The organism is Haloferax prahovense DSM 18310 (genome assembly GCF_000336815.1).
Classification (GTDB): Archaea; Halobacteriota; Halobacteria; order Halobacteriales; family Haloferacaceae; genus Haloferax; species Haloferax prahovense.
The window spans coordinates 171,664-190,423 of record NZ_AOLG01000047.1; the positions used below are offsets into that span (position 1 = coordinate 171,664).

Here is an 18,760-nt window from a genome sequence, read left to right on the forward strand (position 1 = left end):
ATGAAGGTCCATAAAGCCAGCAATATTTCTACAAATCAATTATTGAAAAAACTCTTCGGGTCGAGACAGTCAGGCGTTCCTGACCGTCTCAGACGAGTTCTTCGGCGACCACGTCGACCGAGAGCAGGTTCGGGTCGATGGCGAGGTCGGCCTGCGCCGTGGCGAACTCCGGGAGGGAGTCGTAGGCGTAGGTCACGACGCGCACGTCGGGGTTCAGTTCCTTCGCCACCGAGATGGCCGTCGCGTCGTCCATATCGGTGAGCACGAACAGGTCGGCGTCCTCGATACCGGCCTCGCCGAGCGAGTCGGCGGAGGCGATACCGCTGACGCGGACGACCGTCGCACCCTCGGTTTCGAGCGCCTCGCCGAGTCCGTCCGGGTCGGTCCCCGCGACGACTGCCGTCGTCATTCGTACTCGATGGTCGCCGGCGGTTTGTGGGTCACGTCGTAGACGACGCGGGCGACGTTCTCGTTCGTTCCGGTGATGCGCGACTGGATGCGCTGGAGGGTGTCCCACGGCAGTTCCTGCGCGCGGGCGGTCATGCCGTCGCGCGACTCCACGGAGCGGACCGAGACGATCCAACCGTGGACGCGGTTGTCACCCTTGACGCCGGTGCCCTTGCCGATGACGGCGGCGAACGCCTGCCACGGCTCGTGCTTTTCGGTCTCGTCTTCGACGACGTGACACGCGTCGCGGGCGACCTGCACCTTCTCGGGCGTGACTTCGCCGAGGACGCGGACCGCGAGGCCCGGCCCCGGGAACGGCATCCGCTCGGCGATGATGGACTCGAGGCCGAGCGCGCGGGCGACCTCGCGGACCTCGTCCTTGTAGAGGTCGCGGACGGGTTCGACGATGCCCTCGAAGTCCACCACGTCCGGCAGACCGCCGACGTTGTGGTGGGACTTGATGTTGCCCTCGGACTCGATGCGGTCGGGGTAGATGGTCCCCTGTACGAGGTACTGGGCGTCGGTCTCTTTCGCCTCGCGTTCGAACTCGCGGATGAACTGCTCGCCGATGACCTTGCGCTTTTCTTCGGGGTCGACGACGCCGTCGAGGGCGTCGAAGAATCGGTCCCGGGCGTCGACGACGCGGAGGCTCTCCATGAAGGAGAAGGTGTCCGCAATCTGCTCGGTCTCGCCTTTGCGCATCAGGCCGGTGTCGACGTAGACCGGGGTGAGTTGCTCGCCGACGGCCTCGTAGGCGAGCGTCGCGGCGACCGAGGAGTCCACGCCGCCCGAGAGGGCGATGATGGCGTGCTCGTCGCCGATTTGGTCACGAATCGATGCGGTCGCGTCTTCGATGAATTCGTCTACGTTTACCATTATGCTGTCACCTCTTCGTTGCCGAGTTCGCGCGCGTCGAGTTCGCCGAGGACCGCGCGGAGGAAGCCGAGGAACGGCGGGCTCGCGCGGTCGGGTCGGGAGCGGAACTCGGGGTGGAACTGCGTCCCGAAGAAGAACGGGTGGTTGGTCAGTTCGAGAATCTCCATGCGGTTTTCGGCGCGGCCGGAAAAACGGAGCCCCTCGGACTCGAGTTCGTCGATGAGTTCGGGGTTCACCTCGTAGCGGTGGCGGTGGCGCTCCGTACAGGAGGTGTCGCCGTAGACCGCCTCCGCGAGCGTGCCGGCGTCGATGTCGGTGTCGTGCGCGCCGAGGCGCATCGTGCCGCCCATCTCGTCGACCTCGTACTGCTCGGGCAGGAGGTCGATGACGGGGTACGGCGTGTCGGGGTCGAGTTCGGCCGAGTGGGCGTCCTCGTGGCCGAGGACGTTCCGGGCCTGCTCGACGACGGCCATCTGGAAGCCCAGACAGAGGCCGAGGAACGGGATGTCGTTCTCGCGGGCGTAGCGGATGGCTTCGATTTTCCCGCCGGTTCCGCGGGAGCCGAAGCCGCCGGGGACGACGACGCCGTCGGCGTCCTTCAGGCGCTCTTCGTGCTTGTCGAGCATCTCGTCGGAGTCGACCCAGAGGATGTTCACGTCGACGCCGCACTCGATGCCCGCGTGCTTGAGCGCCTCGTGGATGGACATGTAGGCGTCTTCGAGGGCGTACTTGCCGACGAGCGCGATATCGACCGAGCCGGTTCGGTCGGCCGTGACGAGCTCGCGCCAGCGGCTGTCGCGGTCTTCCTTCGGAAGCGCCTCGTCGGCGATGCCGAGTCGCTCCATGACGTACTCGTCGAGGCCCTCCTCTTCGACCATCAGCGGGACGTGGTAGATGTCCGGCACGTCGGGGTTGGAGAACACGGCGGCGTCCGGCACGTCGCAGAACTGCGCGATTTTGGTCTTCGTCGCCGGTTCGAGCTTGTCGTCGGCGCGGCCGACGAGGATGTCGGGCTGGAGGCCGATGCTCCGAAGCTCCTTGACGGAGTGCTGGGTGGGCTTCGTCTTCTGCTCGCCGTTCTTCGAGTAGGGGACGAGCGTGACGTGCGTGAACAGCACGTCGCCGTCTTCCTCCTCGGAGGCGAACTGGCGGAGCGATTCGAGGAACGGCATCGACTCGATGTCGCCGACGGTGCCGCCGACCTCGACGATACACACGTCGGTCCCCTCGGCCGCCTCGCGGATGCGGCGCTTGATGTCTTCCGTGACGTGCGGGATAATCTGGACCGTCTTCCCGAGGTAGTCGCCGTCGCGCTCCTTCTGGATGACGTGCTGGTAGGTCTTGCCCGTCGTGATGTTGTGGTCGGCGGTCATGTCGACGCCGAGGAACCGCTCGTAGTTCCCGAGGTCGAGGTCGACTTCAGCGCCGTCTTTCAGCACGTACACCTCCCCGTGCTCGTAGGGGTTCATCGTCCCGGCGTCGACGTTCAGGTACGGGTCAATCTTGACCGCGGTGACGTCGAACCCGGCGTTCTTCAGGAGTCGGCCGGTGCTCGCGGCCGTGATACCCTTCCCGAGACCGGACATGACACCCCCGGTTACGAAAATGAACTTGCGCCCCATCTCTGGGTCGTATTCGTCCGTCGGCATACTGACCGTGTGCGAGCGTACTTCAAAACCATTTCGGAGGGAACATCGTGTGCCAGAGCACCGCACGCTCCCGAATCCGCGAGAATCGCGCGACGGCGACGCGACGATGACGCCGACTCGGCGGCGCGTCCCCGGTCAGTCCAGCCTTTTAATGACCCGCGCCGGGTTACCGCCGACGACCACCGAGTCGGGCACGTCCTTCGTGACGACCGCACCCGAGGCGACCACCACGTCGTCGCCGATGGTGACGCCGGGATTGACGACCGCCCGGCCGCCGAGCCACGCGTTGTCGCCGATGGTCACCGGCTCCCCCGACTCGAGGCCCTTGATTCGCTCCGCGGCGTCGAGCGGGTGGGTCGCGGTGTAGATGTGAACGCCCGGCGCGAGCTGGCAGTTGTCGCCGAGCGTGATGGGACACACGTCGAGGAAGACGCAGTCGAAGTTGGCGAAGAACCGCTCGCCGACGCGGATGTTGTAGCCGTAGTCGCAGCGGAACGTCGGCTCGATTTCGAACGAGTCGCCGACCTCCCCGAACAGCTCCCGAATCAGCTCCTCGCGGCGTTCGATTTGGGTCTCGTCGGTCTCGTTGAACAGGCGCGTGAGCCGCCGCGCGCGCTTTCGTTCCGCGACGAGTTCCAGGTCGCTCGCGTCGTACAGTTCGCCCGCGAGCATCTTCTCCTTCTCGGAGGGCATACCCTCGATGACTGGGGGAGCGGTGGTAAGTGTACGCACGACTTCCGCAACCGCAGGATTTGACTCGCCCGCCCACGACCACCCGTGCATGAAGGACTTCCCGCGACTCGGCTTCGGGACGTACAAGCTCGAAGACCGCGACGAGTGCGTCGAGGCCGTCAAGACCGCCCTCGACGTTGGCTACCGCCACGTCGACACGGCCCAGATGTACCACAACGAGGAGTTCGTCGGCGAGGGGCTCGCCGAATCCGACGTCGACATCGACGACGTGTTCGTGGCGACGAAGCTCGACACCGACAACCTCGGCCACGACGACGTGCTGGAGACCGCCCGCGAGTCCGCCGAAAAGCTCGGCGTCGACACCATCGACCTGCTGTACGTTCACTGGCCGCTCGACAGCTACGACGAGGACGAGACGCTCGCGGCCCTCGACGAACTCGTCGAGGAGGGCGTCATCGCCAACGTCGGCCTGAGCAACTTCCGACCCGACCAGCTCGAATCGGCAATCGAGACGCTCGACGCGTCCGTGTTCGCCCACCAGGTCGAGATGCACCCGATGCTCCAGCAGCGCGAACTCCGCGAACACGCCGCGAAACACGACCACCGTCTGGTCGCCTACTCGCCCATCGCGCGCAACCAAGTCGCCGACGAGGCGGTCATCGTCGACATCGCCGAGAAGCACGACGCCTCGCCGGCGCAGGTCGCCCTCGCGTGGCTCATCGAGAAGGGTGCGACGCCCATCCCGAAGGCCGCCTCACCCGACCACATCCGCGACAACTTCGCCGCGCTCGACCTCGACCTCGACGACGAGGACGTGGCCGCCATCGACGACCTCGATTCGACCCACCGCATCGTCGACTTCGAGGAAGCGCCGTGGAACCACGCCTGACCTGAGTCGACTCAACCCTGACCGATACCGGTGACGCTGAGAATCCTCATTTTTCGCCGCGAACGGCCCGCTGTGTGTCGTCTTCGTCACCGACGAATCCCTGATAGAGCGGGCCGTGGGTCCCCGCCACAAACAGGGTGAACATATATGATGGACTCGGCCGTACTGGCGAATATGGTAACGGTGGTGGTGTGCCCGCACTGCGGACAGGAAGTGGAATCGAGATACGAGGGCGACGCCGACTTCGACGGTGTCAGACAGCGGTTAAAAAGCGAGTATCGCGTCGCGCGGCAGACCTGTCCGGTCTGTTCGAACCCGTACGATCTCCGTCGGGCCTAATCGGTTCCGACGGCGCGGCGACGACGGTCTCGGCGGGTGGCCGAGGGCGTCGGCATCGCGTTATCCCGTGTTCTTCATCCCGGCGGCGATTCCTTTGACCGTGAGCCGCAGGGTCTGTTCTTCCTCGTCGGTCCGGTGGGTCTGCGACAGCAGGTGCGTCTGCAGCAGGTTCAGCGGGTCGACGTAGGGGTTGCGGCGGCGGAGGCTCTCTTCGAGCCACTCGCGCTTCAGGAGACTGCTACGCTCGCTGATGTCGAGCATGAGGTCCGCGGCGTCCTCGTACTCCTCGGTGAGGCGGGTGAAGAACTCCTCGCGGAGCTCCTCGTCGGCGAGGTTCGCGTACTCCGTGGCGATTTCGAGGTCGGTGCGCGCCAGCGCCATCGCGGCGTTGTCGAACGTGCTCCGGAAGAACGCCCACTCGTCGTACATCTCGCGGAGGTCGTCCATGTCGCCGCCGTCTTCGAGGAAGGCGTTGACGCCGGCGGCCAGCGAGTACCAGCCGGGGAGGATACACCGCGACTGGGTCCACGAGAACACCCACGGGATGGCGCGGAGGTCCTCGACGCTGCGCTCGTCGGACCGAGAGGCCGGCCGGGAGCCGAGGTTGAGTTCCTCGATGACGGTGATGGGCGTCGCCTGCTCGAAGTAGGAGACGAAACCGTCGGATTCGAGGAGGTTCCGGTACTCCTCGCGGGCGGCGGTCGCCATGGTGTCCATGGCGTCGACCCAGCGGTCGGGCACCTCCTCTTCGGGCGTCCGGATCGCCTGCAGGCGGGCGCGAATCTGGGCGTTGAGCATCTGTTCGAGGTTCCGCTCCGCGATTCGCGGGTTGGCGTACTTCTCGGCGATGGCCTCGCCCTGCTCGGTGAACTTAATCTGTCCCGTGACGGTCTCGTTCGGGAGCGCGAGCATGGCTTCGTTCATCGGACCGCCGCCGCGGGAGATGGAGCCGCCGCGGCCGTGGAACAGCCGCATCGTCACGTCGAAGTCGTCGCAGATGTCGGCGAGGCGGCGCTGGTTCTTGTAGAGGTCCCAGTTGGCCGCGAGGAAGCCGTTTTCCTTGTTCGAATCGGAGTAGCCCAGCATAATCTCCTGGACGTCGTTCCGGGCGGCGAGCGCCGTCCCGTAGGCCTCGTTTTCGAACAGCGTGCCCATGATTCGGCGCGCGCCGTTGAGCGCCGACTCGGTTTCGAGGAGCGGGACCACGTCGATGCCGCAGTGGTCGGGCAGAGAGACCACGCCCGCTTGGTCGGCGAGGAACAGCACTTCGAGGACGTGCGACGGCTCTTCGGTCATCGAGATGCAGTAGGTGTCGATAGCGCCGACGCCGTACTCGCGCTGCCACTCGCCGAGCTTGCGGAACCGGCGGAGGACGCGCTCGGCCGTCTCGGAGATGTCACCGGGGTCTTCGAGGTCGACGACCGGCTCTTCCTGCAAAATCGCGTCGGTGAGGAGTTCGACGCGCTCCTCCTCCGAGCTCCCGTAGTAGTCGAGGCCCTCGTGGGCGAGCGCCTCGTGGACGGCCTCGGTGTGGTTCTCCTGGTGGTCGCGGAGGTCGAGGCTGGCGAGGGTGAAGCCGAACGTGTCGGCCTGCCGCATCAGGGGCTCGACGTACACGTCCGCGACCTGCGCCGCGCCGGTCCGCCGGAGGCTGGCGTCGATGACTTCGAGGTCGGCCAAGAGTTCGCTCTCGTCCGCGTAGCCGTTCGGCCGCACGTCCTCGACGCGGCGGAGTCGCTCGCGCATCAGTTTGAGCTTCTGGCGGTACGGCTCGTTGGGGTAGCGCTCGTCGGCCTCCTCGGCGACGACGGGGAGGAGTTCGCGGTCGGCCTTCAGCGAGCGTTCGAGCTCGTGGCCGGGGTCGATTCGCGTCGCGTCCTGACTCAGCACACCGGAGAGACGTTTGAGCGAGTCGCTGTACTTTTCCAGGGCGACGCTGCGCTGGCGTTCGAGCGTATCCTCTGTCACCTCGGGCGTGACGAACGGGTTGCCGTCGCGGTCGGAGCCTGCCCACGACCGGAACTCGAACAGCTTCGGCACGTCGAGGCCGGGGTACTCGGCCCGAAGCTCCTCTTCGAGTTCCTCGTACACCTCGCCGACAACGTCGAAAAGCGTGTTTTCGAGGTACCACTGGACGTTGCGGGCTTCGTCGGTCGGCTCCGGGCGGCGGTCGCGGACCTGCGAGGTCTGCCAGAGGCTCGTCACCTCGGCGACGACGTGCCGCCACTCCTGGTCGTGTTCGAGGTCGGTGAGGCGGCGCTCGTCGAGCGTCTCCAGCCGGTTGGCGATGGAGCGGAGCTTCGATTTCACCGTCTTGCGGCGGGCCTCGGTCGGGTGCGCCGTGAACGTCGGTTCGATGAGCACGTCTTCGAGGACCCGTCCCAGAAGCTCCTCGTCGACCTCCTCGTCGTCCAGCGCGTCGAGCGTGTCGAGGATACCGTCTTCGAGCGTCCCCTCCTGTGACGCCTCGCGGATGACGCGAACACGCTCGCGCTCCTCGGCGAGGTTGATGAGTTCGAAGTAGGTGGTGAACGCGCGGGCGACGACGCTCTCGCGCTCCGGTTCGAGGTCGCCGACCACGTCGTAGAGCCGCTCGCGCGACCCGGACTCGCCTTTCCGGTAGGCGATGGCCGCCTGCCGAAGCTCTTCGACCGTCTCGAACGACGCCGTCGACGTCTGCGCTTCGAGCACGTCCCCGAGCAACGCCCCGAGCTCGCGAACATCTTGCCGCACGTCTCTGGTGTGCAATCGCATCGTACTCGGATACGAGTAGCACATTCTAAAAGGCCACGAGTAACGTCGAAAATTTGCCCGGAAGTCGGTTCTAAACGAACGTTACGAACGTTTTCGTCCAGTTTTCGACGACCGACGAATTCCGCGCGTTCGAGCGGTCGAACCCCCTCGCTGGCGGCCGTTTCGTGGGGCGTACTACCACGGTGGATTCGTCACGCTTTTACTGGCCGCCTCGAAGGTGGGAGTATGAGCGATAGCGACAAGTACCCCGCCGACTCGGGTCGCCGTCGGTTCGTCAAGGGCGTCGTCGGGGGAGCGGCGCTCGCGGGCGTGGGAACGACAGGCGCGGCCGCCATCAACACCGCAACGTCATCCACCGGGACCGGTGGGGGGCCGACGCAGGCGTACGCCATCGAGAACACCGGCGGTCCCGCACCGCGCGGCATGCCGCAGATTCCGATTGAGATCGACGACGAGGGCTACATCCGCGGCGTCTGGCCGGAGGTACAGACCATCACCCAGAACGGTGTGGATGTCGAACTCGCCCTCACCGAGGACTACCAGGGGACGGGCGTCACCTACTCGCAGGACTGGTACCAGTACTGCGGCGTGCAGACCTACGAGGGCCTGAACCCGACCTACGAGTCTGACAACTACTTCCGCTCCGACAACGGCGGGTACGACTGGCAGTCCGAGACGTACAGCGCCGGCGACCGCCTGAACGTCAACGACTTCGACGAGTACGAGACCTGGGGCAACGGCATCGGACAGGCCGGCATCGGGATGCCCGCGACCGGCACCTGGCGCTCCCAAGACGCCGAGGACACAATTCCGATTCAGGTGCTCCGCTCGACGCGCATCGAGGAGGCCGCCCAAGACAACGAGTGGCTCGCCGCCTCGACGGACCAGGGCGTCATCGCGTGGCTCAACAAGTGTACCCACTTCTGCTGTGTCCCCGGCTACAAGCAGACGGCCAGTTCCGCCACGTTCGGCGGCGAAAACGGGGTCTACTGCCAGTGCCACCAGTCCATCTACGACCCCTTCTCCATCGTCCAGACGCTGTTTACGGCGCTGCCGCGCCCGGGCGAGTAACGACCCTCGAAGCCGCCCTCCCGTTTCGAGTCCGACCGCGACGCGTTCCCGCCGTTTTCTCTTTTCCGACTCCCGAACGACCCGTTTCCGCCCCGACGAGCCGCTCGTTTCGAGCCCGTGGCCTCGTTTTCGTCTTCCGCCCACGAATGCCGACGGAGCCGCCGCTCGCGGGATGTGGGTCGAATCCGAGAATGGTTTCGATTCGCCGGTTCGCTCGGCGCTCCGACGCGCCGGCGCGCTAGCCGCCGCTGACCGGCGGGAAGAGCGCGAGTTCGTCGCCGGCGGCGGCCTCCTCGCCGAGCGCGGCGGCTTCGCCGTTTCGCAGAACGTTGATGTGGTCGTACAGTTCACCGTCGTCGCCGAACACCCGCGATTCGAGCGCCGGGTGCGCCCCGACGAGGGCGTCGAGCGCGTCGCCGACGGTCGCGTCGCCGTCGACGTCGACCCGAACGGTCCGCGTGCCGGCGACTTCCGCGAGGTCGGCGAACAGCTTCCACTCCATACTCCCGTCTCGTCGCCCGGCGCTCATGAGGATTGCGCCCCTGACGACCGCGGCGCGTCGCCGTCGGAGTCGCCGTTTTCGTCTCCGTCTCCGTCTCCGTCTCCGTCGCCCCCGCCGTCAGTTCGGCTCGTGTCGGTCGTCGCCCGGCGTTCGACCTTTCGGAGGACCTCCGGCCGGCCGACGACGTAGAGCGTGTCGCCGGCCGCCAGTTCGCGTCCCCGGCCGGGAATCGCGTCCACCGGGCGGTTCGCCGACCGGATGGCGACAACGGTCGTGTCCACGTCCGAAACCGCCAGTCCGTCGAGGTCTGCACCCGGTGCGACGGTCGTGACCGCCATCGTCTCGTCGGCGTTCCGGAGGAGCGACGCGAACTCGCGGTCGACGTGGGGGTCCGCGGGGAGCGTCACGAGTCGGTACTGCTCGCCGCTCGTCAGGCGGTCGGCGTCCTCCTCGTCGAGGGCGACGGTCGCCACGTCGTCGGCGACGCCGCGAAGTTCGCCGAAGGCGACGCGGGCCGGCGCGGCCGGCGCGTCGGTGCCGCCGTCGGACAACGACCCCGAACCGCTGGGAGGCGTCTCGGTCGTCGGTTCGGCGGACTGGGCCGGTTCAGTCGCGTCGGTCGCTCCCGCGACGGCGTCGCCCGACGGGTCGTTTTCGTCGTCAGCCGCCGGCTTCGGAACCGACCAGACCTGCACGGGGTCGCCGGCGGCCGCGCCGGAACCGGGGTCGCCGCGAATGGCGACCGCGACGGTGCCGGGTGCGAGCGTCGGCCCGAGGCCGGCCGCGCGACTGCCGAGCGCGAGGTACGACACCTCGTTCCCGCTGGCTTCGAACTCCACGTCGACGTGACCGACGCCGTGGTCGTCCTTGATGCGCGTCGCGAGTCGGTCGCGGAGCTCGGCCTCGCTGAGCCGCCGGGGGAACAGCAGCGTCTTGCCGCTCAGTTGGGTCTTGACGGCCTCGCCGACCGGGTCGTACCCCTCGATGTCGCCGATGTCCTCGGGGAGCGTCACCGACGTGACGCGGCCGACGGTCCGGACCAGTCGGCTCACGTCGGCGTCGAGTTCCTTCGCGCCCGCGACGGCGAACACGTCCGTCGCGAGTCGGTCGCCAGCGACGCGGCCGACCGGCGCGATAAGCGCTCCGCCAAGGAGCGACACGGTGTTGAAGAGGACGGTGTCGAGTTGGAACACCTCGGTCTCGGTGCCGGTGGTGAACGCGCCGAACAGGCCGATCGTGTTCAGGTAGAGCGCGACGACCGCCCCGCCGAAGAGGACCGAAAGCGCCCGCGGGATTATCTCCCGGGTGTACCACCGGTAGAGCAGCGAGGCGATCGCCGAGACGACGAACGCGCCGACGACGAGTCCGACGAACCGGAGAATCTGCAGGACGAGCGAGTCGTCCGCCGGCGGAATCGACACCTGTCCGGCGGTCGCCGACCCCCCGACCGCCGCGAGCAGGTCGGCGGCGGGTGCGGCCGAAGCGGGCCCGGCGGCCGAGGCGAGGGCGGCGAACATCACGCGACCGCCTCCTCGAAGCCGGTGAGGTCGCTTCTCGACCCGACCGCATAGAGCGTGTCGCCGGCGGAAATCTCCTGGTCTCCCCGCGGCGCAATCGTCCAGTTCCCGCCGTGGCGGACCGCGAGAACGGCCACACCGTAGCCGTCGCGGACGCCGGCCTTCCCGAGTGTCACCCCGTCAAGTGGGCTCTCGGCGCGGACTGAGAGCCGCGAGAAGCGCTTGCCCGCGCGGCGGAGCAGGGAGACGAGTTCGAACTCCCGGCGGACGCCGCGGGAGGTGACGATGAACCGCTTCACGTCGCTCCCGAGAAGCGATTCGACCTTGCCTCGGTCGACCGCGAGCGTGACGCGGCCTTCGCCGCCGACGGCCGTCGGCGTGCGCGGCGCGGCCTTCGGGGCGTCGTCCTCGTCCTCGTCCTCGTCGGCGTCGCTCGGGGTCTCGACGACCGATTCGACTCCGGCGACGCTCGCCGGGACGGTGCCGCCGTCGGTGACGACGACCACCTCGTCGCCGCGCGCGAGTCCAGTCGGGACGAGCGCCGTCACCGACACCGCGCGCTTGCCCGTCGGGAGGCGCTTCGAGAGACCGCCGACCGGGGCCGCGGCGGAGACGGTCGCACGGGCTCGTTCATCGAGTCTGACCTCGACGGCGGCGAGGTCGAACTCGTTCTGCAGGCGGTCGGCGAACCGCGATTCGAGTTCCACGAGCGGGATGTCGGCGGGGAACGTCCACTCGCCGTTTCGGATACTGGTACGGATGTCCAGTGGGACCGGCGGGTAGCCCTCGATATCGCCGACCTCACCGGTGACGGTGACGCTGACCTGTCCGCGGCCGCCGACGAGTTCGACCACGTCGGTCGAGAGCGACCGCTCGGTGAGCTTTCGCAGCGACATCTTCCGCGGGATGTCGTTGGCGAAGGCGTCCCCGCGGTTGTGCGCGTACAGCGACCCCATCAAGACGACAAGCAGCGCGACCGTCAGCCTGACCTGACTCTCCGACTGGGTGATTGTCGGGTCGGCCAGCGCCATGAGACCGCCGCTCGCGCCCGCGATGGCGACGCTGAGGACGACGACGGCGAGGCCCGGAACGGTGACGCCGGTGACGTAGCGGAAGCCGAATCCGAGGAGCCACGCGACGGCGGCCGGGACGAGCCCGGTGAGAATGCCGAAGTACAGCCCGTAAACGACTTCGACGGGGAGTGAAGCCATGGACCGGTACACTCGCCGACGGAATAAAGACGTGACGACGCGCCCGTGACAGGCCGATACCCGACCGTTTTTGGCCTCGGACGCCAGAACTGGGAGAGACATGGCTTCGGTACGCGAGTGGGTCGGTGCCCGCGCGACGATTGGGACGGTGTTCTTCGCCGCCGTCCTATCGGTCGCCATCGGCATCCTCAACATCAGCTCCCCGGTCACCGGCGGCGTGCTGGCACCGTACATCCCGGAAGCGGTCCGCATCACCGCCGGCTTCACCGGGACGCTGACGGGCTTTCTGCTCCTCGCGAGCGTCTTCGGACTCCGCCGACGCTACCGCGCCGCGTGGTACTCGACCGCGGTGTTGCTCCCGGTGACTGCCGCGCAGGGGCTCATCCAGTCGCCGGAACGGGCGGCACCCCTCGTCGGCCTCTCGCTTATCAGTCTCGCGCTCCTGCTTTTCAACCACAGGGCGTTCGACCGCGACCTCGACCTGACGGCGACACAGCTGTCGGCCCTGCTCGCCATCGCGGGCGCACAGACCTACGCGACCGCCGGGGCGTGGGCGCTCAGAGAGCAGTTCAACGGCATCGACACGCTGTTCGACGCGTTCTACTTCGGCGTCGTCACCGGCAGCACGGTCGGCTACGGCGACATCACGCCACAGACCGCCATCGCAAAGCTGTTCGGCATCTCGGCGCTGTTGCTCACGGTGGCGACGTTCGCTGTGGCGCTCGGTGTCCTGCTCACGCCCGCAATCGAAGCGCGACTCACCAAAGCACTCGGACGCATGACCGAATCACAACTCGACATCCTGGAGAACCACGTCCTCGTCCTCGGCTACGGGGAACTGACAGAACCGATTCTCGAAGAGCTCGGCGACCGCGCCCGCGTCGTCATCGTCACGCCCGACGAGAGCCGCGCCAAGCGCCTCACCGACCGCGGCTACGACGTGGTCACGGACGACCCGAGCGACGAGGAGGCGCTCCAGCGGACCCGCGTGGACGCCGCCCGCTCGGTCGTCGTCGCCACCAACAACGACGCCGAAGACGCGCTGGCCATCCTCACGGCGCGACAGCTCAACCCCGACGTGCACATCGTCGCGGCGGCGACCCAGCGCGAAAACGAGCGAAAGCTCCGCCGCGCCGGGGCCAACACCGTCATCAGCCCGGCGGCGCTCGGCGGTCACTTCCTCGCCGAGTCCGCCGTCGGCGGGAGCGGCCTCGAAACCATCGAGGAACGGCTGCTCGACGAACAGCCCACCGACCCGACCGTAGACGAGACGGTCGAGACGAACGGGAAGGGTGCGGCCGACGAGACCGACGACACCGACGAGACGAACCGCTCGTAACCGCGCGCCGCCTCCGCTCTGACTCTACAACCGCGCGCTCAGTGCCCGCGGTCGAACACCGCAACGTCGCAGTCTATCTCGCGGATTCGCTCGAACGTCGGCGGCGAGATGAACCGCGAGGCGGGCGAGCGGTCGCCGCTGGACCCGAGCACCACGAGGTCGTAGGTGGCGGCGTTCGAGGCGATGAAGTCGGTCACGTCGGAGCGGGCGACCCGCGTCTCGATGTTCCCGTCTGCGGTTTCGACCAGATTGGCGAGTTTCGACTCCGCGGGCCGGCGCTCGACCTCGGAGGAGATGCAGGTCGTGACGCTCACGCTCCCGGTCTGCCCGGCGAGGCGGGTTGCGAAGTCTATCATCGCGTGGGCAGAGTCGCCCGGCCGCGAGACGAGGACGAGGATGCGCCGCCAGCGGGTGGTCTCACCGGTCGAGCGAAACGCCACGGTGTCGTACGACCCGCCGAAGAGGCCGCGGATGTAATCGGAAAGCAGGCCGCGATCCTCCTCGTAGGGCGTCACCACGAGGTCCGAGTTGGTGTTCGCCGCGGCCTCGGTCGTCGCGGTCAACGGGTCGCCGCGGGCGACCGCGACCTCCACGGGCACGCCCAGTCGGGTCCGCAGTTGGTGCGCGCAGGATTCGAGGCGCTCGACCGACGCGTCGGCGTCGGTGTCGAGTTCGCCGCCGGCGTTCGTCTCCGCGTCCGCGTCGCCCTCGGCGGTCGCCGCCGGCGGGAGCACGTCGAGGAGGACGACCTTGCCGGCGCTGTGGGCGGCGGCGAGTCGGGCGGCGAAGAAGGCCGTCTGGGTCGCCGCCTCCCCGCGCATCGGGACGAGCACGTGGTCGTCGCCGCGGACGGTCCCGTAGAGGTACTCCGCGCGGCGCTCGTAGAACTGCTCGCGCCAGATAGTGAACGCGATGGCGATGACGACGCTGGCGAAGAAGATGCTCACCACGTACTCCTCGGGGTTCACGTCGCCCGTGACGAGCGTCAGGAGCGCCGTCGAAAACGCGGAGGGGGCTTCCACGTCGAGGAGCCACGTCGTGACCCCCGCGAGGAAGATGGCGAGCGCCGCCGCCGACGGGTGGACGATTGCGGTCCCCGTCGGGCCGTAGGTCCACCCGGTAAAACCGACCGCGACGAGGCCGCAGAGCGCGCCGATAGTGAGTGCGACGACGAACTTCACCGGCGACGCGTACCGCCCCTCTGGGTCGGAAAACAGCGTGTACGACCCCGACGCGAGCGGCGGGAACAGCAGGAACGAGAGCGTGCTGACCGAGTTGGAGACGAACGTCACCCCGGCGATGAGCACGGGGATGATGAGGAGAATCGAGAGGTGAAGCAGGTTGTTCGTGTTCTCTATCCACCGACCGAACGCCACCATCTCACGCCGCTCTATCCGGCGGAGCCGGGCGCGGAGCGCGCCGGCGCGTGCGACCGCTCGGGCCGCGAGGTGGCGCAGGTCCACGGTTCGGTTACGCGAGGTCGGTGACGGCGTCGAGCGTGATGGAGATGGCGCGCTCGACGTTGTTCTTGGCCTTCTCGGGGAGTTCCTCGTCCGAGTCGGCTCCCTTCTGGGTGCCGGCGACGAGGTTGCCGTCGACCGTGCAGATAGCCCCGGCGCGGAGGCCCTTCCGGCGGGCGAGCGAGAACACCGTCGCGGCCTCCATCTCGATGGCGAGCAAGCCGGCGGCGTTCCAGTCGTCGACGTACTCGTCGGACTCGTTGTAGAACGCGTCGTCGGAGACGATGGGGCCGACGTGGACGTCCTCGTCGTTGGCCTCCGCCGAGTCGACGAGCGACGTGAGCACGTCGTAGTCGGGGACGGCCGGGTAGACTTCGGACTCGTAGCGCTTCGAGGTGCCCTCCTCCTTGGCCGCGCCCGTGGCGACTATCATGTCGCCGACTTCGATGTCCGCCTGCAAGGCACCGATGGTGCCGACGCGGATGAACGTCTCCACGCCGACGCGGGAGAGTTCCTCGATGGCGATGGCCGCCGAGGGGCAGCCGATACCGGTCGAGGAGATGGTGAGCGGGACGCCCTCGTACTCGGCGTTGACGACCTTGTACTCGCGGTTCTGCGCGACTTCCTCGACGTTGTCACACTGCTTCGCGATGCGGTCGACGCGCCCGGGGTCGCCCGGGATGAGCGCGATGTCGTTCACGTCGCCTTCTTCGACGAGGAGATGGGGCTGTTTCGCCATGTACCGACCGACTCGGGTCGCGGGCAAAAACGACGCGGTTCGAACGGGGGCGGGTGCGATCGGCTGGAACGGCCGGCCGACTGCTCGGCCGACCAACCGAGCCGCCGTCACGCGAACCCGGTGAAAAGCGCCGGCGCGAGGACCAGCAACGTCGCGCCGAAGACGAGCGAAGAGCGGAGCCACTGCCCGCGCACCGCCGTCGCGCGCTCCTCGTAGATTCGCCGGCCGGCGCGCGGGAGGACGAAGCGGGCGAACGCGACGTAGATGAACGCCACGACGACCGCGGTCGCGACGAGATGCGACGGGAGGTCGACGCCGGCGACCCCGAGGTCCGGCGCGACGGCGTCGGTCGCGAGGTAGACGAACGCGTAGAGGACGCCGGCGAGCGCGCCGGCGGCGTGGTGGACGACGTTGGCGTCGCCGAAGCTCACCTCGTCGGGCGTCGTCCGTCGGACGACCGCCGCGGCGACGTAGGCGGGGGTAAAGCCCTCGTCCTGTCGCCACATCGGGATGGCCATCACGACCGCGGCCGCGACCCCGACGACCGCGCCGAGGAGCAGTCGCCCGGCGACCGCACCGAGGCTCGACGCGGCGTCGAGGACGGCGACGGCGACCGGGAGCTGGTCTAACATCGTCCCGACGAATGACTGGTGGGGATAAAATTTGTCGGGTCGGAACCGAACGGTGTCGAACCGAGGCGTGCGGTCGGTTCAGCCCTCGACGAGGTCGTCCAGCCGCCGCCAACTGAGTTGCGTCCGCGCGCCCGGCTCGGCCGCGGTGAGCGCGCCGCAGGCGTTGGCGACCGCCAGCGCCCGCTCGTAGGCGGCCCCGTCGAGGCGGGCGGCGATGAAGCCCGAGGCGAAGGCGTCGCCCGCGCCGGTCGTGTCCACCGCGTCGACGGGGTAACCGGGGTGAACGTGTCGGTCGTCGCCGTCTCTGACCTCCGCGCCGCGCGGACCGTGTTTGAGGACGAGCGTCGTCCGCGCGAGCGCCTCGGCGACCTCGGACGGGGGCTCCGAGCCGGCGCTTCGGCCGCGCTCGACCGCCGCCTCGCCGAGCGCGGTTGCGGCCTCTCGGTCGTTGAGAAAGACGTAGTCAACCTCGCGGAGGGCGTCGGCGTAGCCCCGGTCGCCGACGCGCCGACCGGGGTCGAAGCTGACCGTCGTATCCACCTCGTGTGCCCGTCTGGCGAGCGTCGCGGCCGTGTCGGGCGACTGGCTCGTCAGGTGGAGGTGGTCGGCCACCGCGAGCGGGTCGGTCGGGAGGTCGGTCGCCTCGAACGCCTCGTTGACGCCGGGCGAACCGAGGACGAACACCTCGCCAGCGGCGTCGACGACGATGTATTTGACCGTGGTCGGGCCGCGGTCGACGCTGACGACGTGGCGGCAGTCGACGCCCTTCGAAGCGAGTTCGGCGACGGCGGCGTGGCCGTGTTCGTCGTCGCCGACGCTCCCGAGGAGCGCGGCGGGCACGTCGAGACCGACGAGGCCGCTGGCGACGTTGGCGGCGCTCCCGCCGCCCGCGCCGACCCGCGACTCGACGGTCGCCTCGCCGTCGGGCTCCGGCAGCGCGTCCACGCGGAGGGTGACGTCCCAGTTCACGTGGCCGGCGCAGATGACACGGGACATGCGTCCGCGTAGGTCGGTTCGCCGGTGGGATAACTCTCCCGGGTCGGGCGACTACGGAGCGCGGAGAAACAAAGCGTGGACGCGGGGCGCGGTCGCGACCCGGCCCGAACCTCAGCCGGCGATGGCGAACAGCAGGAGGTTGTGGACGCCGGGGCCGAGGCCGACGGCGGCGACGAGACCCAAGAGGAGCGACCCCTCGGTCGGGTCCTCGCGGACGTAGTCGGCGAGCAGGGCGACCACGAAACCGGCCACGACGAGTTTCACGAGGACGAACAGCCAGCCGACGCCGATGACCTCGGCGGTCGGGAGCGCAGCGGCGGCTTCGAGGATGATGCGCGACAGCGGCGTCCGCTCGCCGAATCCGAGCACGTCGATGCCGACGGCGGTCGACAGCGCGTCGAGGGCGTGCCCGAAGATGGCGAGCAGGCCGAGCGACCCCGCGGCGGCCGCCTCGGGTGCGACCCGGGTCACGACTCGCCACGTCAGCGGAGTGACCGCGAGCGCGGCGACGAGGGCGACGCCGGGCCAGACGATGGAGAGCGTGCCGGCGGCCAGACCGATGAACAGCGCGAAGCCCGAGAGTCCGGCGGCGACGAGCAGTCCGGGAACCGCGAGCGCCGTCGGGGAGGCGAGGTCGGCCGCGTCGAGCGCGAGCCACGTCGCGCCGGCGGCGACGGCCACGGAGAGGTAGACCGCGGGCGTGCCGGCGAGCGGTTCGACCGCGGGCGGGAGCGCGTCGATGACGTAGAGGACGTGCAGCGCCGACCCCGACACCATCCACGGGACGAGTGCGGCGACGTGGGCGGGCGTGACCGTCGGGCGCGTGCGGCTCAGTCCGACGCCGACGCCGACGAGTCCCGCGACGAGGACGACGAGGTAGGGAAGCGGCGGGAGCGCGAACCCCTCGGGAAGGATGGCCATGCAGGAGGCGCGGCGGGGCGGCGTGAAAGCCTTACGTTCTTTAGCCTCGGGTCGCCTCGACAGGGTATGAACCGAGCCGACCTCGCCGCCCGCATCGACCACACGGTCCTCGGACCCGAGACGACGATGGCCGACGTGGAGGCCGTCCTCGACGACGCCGACGAGTGGGGGATGAACGCCTGCATCCCGCCGTGCTACGTCGGCGAGGCGAGCGAGTACGCTCCGGACGTGTTGCTGGCGACGGTCGTCGGCTTCCCCCACGGGCAGAACACGACCACGGCCAAGCGCGAGGAGGCCGTCGACGCGTGGCAGGCCGGCGCGGACGAACTGGACATGGTCATCAACGTCGGCCGGCTCAAAGCCGGCGAGGACGAACTCGTGACCGAGGACATCTCCGAGGTCGTCGCGGCCGTCCCGATCCCGGTGAAGGTCATCATCGAGACGTCGCTCCTCACCGAGGAGGAGAAACACCGCGCCTGCGAGGCCGCCGTCGAGGCCGACGCCGCCTTCGTCAAGACCGCCACCGGCTTCGCCGACGGCGGTGCAACGGTCGAAGACGTGGCGCTCATGGCGGAGTACCTGCCCGTCAAGGCCTCCGGCGGGGTCGGCTCCTACGACGAGGCGGTCGCCATGTTCGAAGCCGGCGCGGAGCGCATCGGCGCGTCGTCGGGCGTCGACATCGTCGCCGGCGCGCCCGAGGAATAGGTCGGTCGTCGGCCGATTGG

The 18,760-nt window shown here is 68.5% G+C and carries 17 protein-coding genes; 4 read left to right on the forward strand and 13 right to left on the reverse strand.

Annotation, left to right across the window (positions count from 1 at the left end; translation table 11 throughout):
* Positions 1-88 precede the first annotated feature (88 nt).
* From C457_RS12695 to C457_RS12710, 4 genes are all read right to left on the reverse strand, one after another.
* Complete coding sequence (locus C457_RS12695) at positions 89-409, reverse strand: DUF7126 family protein (protein WP_008095179.1); 321 nt, start codon at positions 407-409, stop codon at positions 89-91.
* Entirely contained in the window at positions 406-1,323 is a 918-nt protein-coding gene (gene guaA, locus C457_RS12700) for a glutamine-hydrolyzing GMP synthase (protein WP_008095180.1), read from the reverse strand. Before guaA ends, C457_RS12695 begins: the two co-directional genes overlap by 4 nt.
* Positions 1,323-2,972 (reverse strand): glutamine hydrolyzing CTP synthase, encoded by a 1,650-nt coding sequence (gene pyrG / locus C457_RS12705; protein WP_008095181.1) that lies wholly within the window; start codon positions 2,970-2,972, stop codon positions 1,323-1,325. Before pyrG ends, guaA begins: the two co-directional genes overlap by 1 nt.
* A gap of 135 nt (positions 2,973-3,107) precedes the next feature.
* Positions 3,108-3,665, reverse strand: a complete 558-nt coding sequence (locus C457_RS12710; RefSeq protein ID WP_008095182.1) for a maltose acetyltransferase domain-containing protein — start codon at positions 3,663-3,665, stop codon at positions 3,108-3,110.
* An 88-nt stretch (positions 3,666-3,753) separates the two neighbouring features.
* On the opposite strand from C457_RS12710, the gene C457_RS12715 reads away from it, so the two are divergent.
* Positions 3,754-4,554 carry an aldo/keto reductase gene (locus C457_RS12715; RefSeq protein ID WP_008095183.1) on the forward strand — a complete coding sequence of 267 codons (801 nt, stop codon included), beginning with the start codon at positions 3,754-3,756 and terminating at the stop codon, positions 4,552-4,554.
* 399 nt (positions 4,555-4,953) lie between these two features.
* Here C457_RS12715 and ppc read toward each other — a convergent pair whose 3' ends face one another.
* Positions 4,954-7,647, reverse strand: coding sequence for a phosphoenolpyruvate carboxylase (gene ppc, locus C457_RS12725; protein WP_004974804.1), 2,694 nt, complete (start codon positions 7,645-7,647; stop codon positions 4,954-4,956).
* A 225-nt stretch (positions 7,648-7,872) separates the two neighbouring features.
* Here ppc and C457_RS12730 point away from each other — a divergent pair, with 225 nt between their 5' ends.
* The gene (locus C457_RS12730) at positions 7,873-8,718 is read left to right on the forward strand and encodes a hypothetical protein (protein WP_008095186.1); all 846 of its coding nucleotides are present in this window, start codon (positions 7,873-7,875) and stop codon (positions 8,716-8,718) included.
* A 238-nt stretch (positions 8,719-8,956) separates the two neighbouring features.
* On the opposite strand, the gene samp1 is transcribed toward C457_RS12730, so the two are convergent.
* Genes samp1 through C457_RS12745 form a run of 3 tightly spaced genes read right to left on the reverse strand, consistent with a single transcriptional unit; the run spans position 8,957 to position 11,948 of the window.
* Positions 8,957-9,220 carry a ubiquitin-like modifier protein SAMP1 gene (gene samp1, locus C457_RS12735; protein ID WP_008095188.1) on the reverse strand — a complete coding sequence of 88 codons (264 nt, stop codon included), beginning with the start codon at positions 9,218-9,220 and terminating at the stop codon, positions 8,957-8,959.
* 23 nt (positions 9,221-9,243) lie between these two features.
* Positions 9,244-10,737: a cation:proton antiporter regulatory subunit gene (locus C457_RS12740; protein ID WP_008095190.1), complete on the reverse strand. Its 1,494-nt coding sequence runs from the start codon at positions 10,735-10,737 to the stop codon at positions 9,244-9,246.
* Positions 10,737-11,948, reverse strand: coding sequence for a potassium channel family protein (locus C457_RS12745; protein ID WP_008095193.1), 1,212 nt, complete (start codon positions 11,946-11,948; stop codon positions 10,737-10,739). Before C457_RS12745 ends, C457_RS12740 begins: the two co-directional genes overlap by 1 nt.
* 100 nt (positions 11,949-12,048) lie before the next feature.
* Between C457_RS12745 and C457_RS12750 the strand changes: the two genes are divergently transcribed.
* Positions 12,049-13,287, forward strand: a complete 1,239-nt coding sequence (locus C457_RS12750; protein WP_008095195.1) for an NAD-binding protein — start codon at positions 12,049-12,051, stop codon at positions 13,285-13,287.
* Between the two features lie 38 nt (positions 13,288-13,325).
* On the opposite strand, the gene C457_RS12755 is transcribed toward C457_RS12750, so the two are convergent.
* The 5 genes from C457_RS12755 to C457_RS12775 all read right to left on the reverse strand — a co-directional run bounded on the left by C457_RS12755 (position 13,326) and on the right by C457_RS12775 (position 18,035).
* Positions 13,326-14,750: a universal stress protein gene (locus tag C457_RS12755; RefSeq protein WP_008095197.1), complete on the reverse strand. Its 1,425-nt coding sequence runs from the start codon at positions 14,748-14,750 to the stop codon at positions 13,326-13,328.
* Between the two features lie 7 nt (positions 14,751-14,757).
* Entirely contained in the window at positions 14,758-15,486 is a 729-nt protein-coding gene (locus C457_RS12760; protein WP_008095198.1) for a nucleoside phosphorylase, read from the reverse strand.
* 107 nt (positions 15,487-15,593) lie between these two features.
* Positions 15,594-16,118, reverse strand: coding sequence for a hypothetical protein (locus C457_RS12765; protein WP_008095199.1), 525 nt, complete (start codon positions 16,116-16,118; stop codon positions 15,594-15,596).
* Between the two features lie 78 nt (positions 16,119-16,196).
* The gene (locus tag C457_RS12770; protein ID WP_008095200.1) at positions 16,197-17,114 is read right to left on the reverse strand and encodes a carbohydrate kinase family protein; all 918 of its coding nucleotides are present in this window, start codon (positions 17,112-17,114) and stop codon (positions 16,197-16,199) included.
* 111 nt (positions 17,115-17,225) lie between these two features.
* A complete protein-coding gene (locus tag C457_RS12775) occupies positions 17,226-18,035 on the reverse strand; it encodes a DUF63 family protein (protein WP_008095201.1) in 810 nt (269 codons plus the stop codon).
* Positions 18,036-18,101: 66 nt separating this feature from the next.
* On the opposite strand from C457_RS12775, the gene deoC reads away from it, so the two are divergent.
* On the forward strand, positions 18,102-18,740 hold the full coding sequence (deoC, locus tag C457_RS12780; protein WP_008095202.1) for a deoxyribose-phosphate aldolase: 639 nt from the start codon (positions 18,102-18,104) through the stop codon (positions 18,738-18,740).
* Positions 18,741-18,760: the final 20 nt, after the last annotated feature.